Raw genomic sequence first — 3,583 nt, 5'->3', positions numbered from 1 at the left:
GCAAGGGGTCGGACCCCGCACCGCCGATAGGCGCAAGGGAACGCTGACCAAGAGAGGGAACGCCGACCAAGAGAGGGAATGCTGACCAAGAGAGGGAACGCTGACCAAGAGAGGGAACGCCGACCAAGAGAGGGAATGCTGACCAAGAGAGGGAACGCGCACCAAGAGAAAAAGAGAATTTACGACCTGAAAACTGGTATGAAATCTATTAATTCTGACTCCTGAATTCTGGATTCTGGATTCTAAGAAATACCATAGCTATTTGTAGCAAACATTTATCAAATTGTTATAACACCATAAGTTGATTTTAGGTGCATCTCAATATTTGCGAAAATACTTTTTTCCTATTCCCTATTCCCCAAAAGTTAAAATTTTTTTGCTTTATTCAAAATTGAGATGCACCCTTAATTTTCAGCTTGAGCTAATTTTTAAATAGGGTTTGCTGATTAAATTTTAAATAATTACCAGATAAAGGTTTTAGCCTTTTTAGGTATTGAAAAAGTACATAGTTTTCAGCTCTTCATGCTCAAAAAGTTAGCATTTTTAGAAGAGTTGAGAAAAAAATTATCCCCTACTACTCTACTCCCCTACTCCCCCGCTTCCCTACTCCTTAAAAAAAGACTTATTCAGCAAACCTTAAATATTTTTTCGTTCGTACCTAATTAAATTAAATCCTTCATTTTCCAATGGAGGCTGAAAATATTTAGTAATAGCATCAAACTCTTCTTCTGAAGTAAATGGCGCTCCATTCAGTTTATCTTTACTTCTTTCTTTTAGTTGATGCTTACAAATTTCATCACTCGCATCAATAAAGTGAAGAATATGTGACACATTTACCTGTTCAAAAATAGCACGAAACCACTTACGTTGAGCTGGGGTATTCCCGGGAAAATCTAGCACTACAGATATACCATGAGAAAGTAGTAACTTAATATGCTCTGACATTATATTTTTCAGACGACTCGAATATTTTATATACCCAGGAATATCAGTTATTTCTTCTGGATAAAGTTGAGAAAGCCAATTGTCTTCTCCTAACAGAATAGCATTGTGTTTCTCTGATAAATGTTTTGCTAAAGTTGATTTTCCAGCAGCCATTTTTCCACAAAAAAAATGTAATGTTGTATTTTTATCCATTTTTTCGGTAAGTATTCCCATAAATTTATTTATAACATTCTTTTATTAAATCGATATTATAGCGTTTCTCAACCTAATGAGGTATACCTATCTTTATTTGTCTTCTTTTCCCTGTTCCCTATTCCCTAAAACCAACGAATTTTGTACCTCACTCTTCTTGGGAATTGCTATAGAAAAATATTACAAAAAAATTGTGGTTTAAAGTCTCTCTTTTTAAGGGGATAATAAAGAAAAATTTTCATTATTAGTCAATTCTCTTCTTTTCAAGGAGAGGTAATTATTAATTATTAATTGTTGAAAACTTATTTTAGGATTGATATACACAGAATTATTTACGTAAACACTAAATTATTACAAAAAAATGAGGTTCAAAGCTTCCCCTTTTATGTCAATTCCTAAAAGTAACGCTATATTTGGGTAAAACTTTAGTTATTAATTAATCAAAATAGTTATAATCATCTTTTTACTAAAAAAAGCCTAGTTAATGTTAATTATTCTTACTTTTTACTTCTTTCTGTACGGACGTTGCATGCAACGTCCGTACCCACTCCCCTGCTCAATAAAATGTATAAAAGTTTTTGATAAATGGTATTAAGGGGATGAAAAAATATTCACCATACATATTTCAAACCTCTGACTAAAATCGGAGTTACTGATAACTGATAACTGAAATTACCTTCCTTCTTCCTTCCATATAACATACTGTTTCAAAACTGAATTTAAACTAAAATAAGTAGTCTTATCTTCTTATTTGATATCTAATAATAATCGTCTTTTTAGTGACTGTATAGAATTCAATAAGTCTGATGTCGATAACTCCAAATTTTTGTCAATTTGATGCAAGGTAACAGGTTGATTTTCTTGAGTAAGTTGAATTATGATTATTTGCTCATTCTGAGTTATTCGTGGGAAAATTTTATCTAATTCTGCTACTAGAGATTCGCTTAAAATTACTTTTTCCCATTGCAAGAATTTAGCAACACTACTGTCAAAGAATTCTTGAATAATAGTGGCAGTAAATTCTATCCAGCGAGGGTTGCCTTGATAGATATTAATTAAGTTTTCCCAAGTTTCTTCGTCTGATAATTTATGGTTTTCCAGAATTTGTTTTGCTGCTAATCCTAAGTTACTTAAAATGAGCGATCGCACAGAATTATTTTTTGTTTCTAGTTGAGTTATTTCTATTGGTTTTTCTCTACTATTTAATATTAAGCAACTTTGATGGTTCATTTCGGCAATGAGCTGAAAAAATATCTGGTAATTTTCAGATTCGGTTTGATATTGACCTGCTATTTTTCCACTACAAAAAAGCATTTGTAGGTCATCAAGAATAATCAAACAACTATATTGATTTAGGTGGTTGAGTAGTTGGGATATTTTGGTTTCAATATTTTGGGAAATATCTGCTTGGTCGGGAAAAATTTTTAATAGTTTGGTAAGGGTTACATCCAGGGTGGGGGAAAAGCGCAGACTCCTATAAATGATGTAATTAAAATTAGTTTTTATTTGTTTGATTAATTGGAGTGTTAGGGTTGTTTTGCCTATTCCACTAATTCCTAAAAGTGCAATGAGGCGAGATGAATCTTTTAATATCCAGTTTTCTAAAGTTGTTAGTTCCGAAGAGCGATCGTAGAAGTTTAAAATTTTGGGTGCTTCAGCTAAATCTAGTTGTGGTTGATTTTTAGATTCTTGGGAATTTTCTAAATAAGTAGGCGTTCGCGTAAGCGTTGCGGAGCAATATCGCTCTCTATCTGGAAAAATATTAATATTATTAGTATTAGCGGTGGGATTAGTATGACAATTTCCTGAAATAATAGGTGATGAAAAATTCTGTCTTTTTATCTTTTCAAATACACCTTTAAAATTAGCCTTATTAACTTTTTTACCTAAGACCAAAGAAAGAAGATTCCATAATTCTTGTCCGACATTTTTGACATGACTTTCACTAAAACCACTATCTTCAGCAATATCTGAATATGTCTTACCCTCTATAGTTCCTTTTAATACATCTTTTTGTAAATCTTCTAAATGTTTTCCGCTTTTAGCAAAAATTAAATTATCTACTAATTCTAAAACTTCCGTACTATTCATAAATCAATTAATATTCAATCTGATTCTAATAGACCATTTACCTAAATTGCTAGTAAGCATTTCTTGCGGAATGCTGCACAAACAGCTATTACCTGTCAGTTAGCCTCCTCCGGAGGAACTACGGACTTCAGCAACAAGACTCTCTCATATAGGACAGTGTTTAAATTAACAACTGACTTTAATAGCAAGGGAGCCAACTTTTCTAGTAAGACAATTAATAAAGCTTTTATCATCAACTAAAAGCAATAACTGTTAACGCAGTTCCGACCATAGGAGGCTAGCTGATGTTTGACGGCTAAATGCTTACCGAATAATTAATAATTAATAATTAAATAATTCTGGTTTAAAGCCTCCC

At 32.5% G+C, this 3,583-nt stretch carries 2 protein-coding genes; both read right to left on the bottom strand.

What is annotated here, in order from left to right; all coding sequences use genetic code 11:
• Positions 1–636 precede the first annotated feature (636 nt).
• Entirely contained in the window at positions 637–1,158 is a 522-nt protein-coding gene (locus AC3DU7_RS28620) for a P-loop nucleotide/nucleoside kinase family protein (RefSeq protein WP_488042649.1), read from the bottom strand.
• A 726-nt stretch (positions 1,159–1,884) separates the two neighbouring features.
• Positions 1,885–3,228, bottom strand: a complete 1,344-nt coding sequence (locus tag AC3DU7_RS28615; RefSeq protein ID WP_488042648.1) for a helix-turn-helix domain-containing protein — start codon at positions 3,226–3,228, stop codon at positions 1,885–1,887.
• Positions 3,229–3,583 lie beyond the last annotated feature (355 nt).

The organism is Okeania sp. (assembly GCF_983059655.1).
The sequence above is the reverse complement of the archived record's forward strand: the minus strand, read 5'-3'. Positions and strand labels throughout refer to the sequence as shown.

Excerpts from the sequence above, each read along its gene's own strand:
- AC3DU7_RS28620 (WP_488042649.1), bottom strand. The coding sequence starts at position 1,158 with ATGGGAATACTTACCGAAAAAATGGATAAAAATACAACATTACATTTT.
- AC3DU7_RS28615 (WP_488042648.1), bottom strand. The coding sequence starts at position 3,228 with ATGAATAGTACGGAAGTTTTAGAATTAGTAGATAATTTAATTTTTGCT.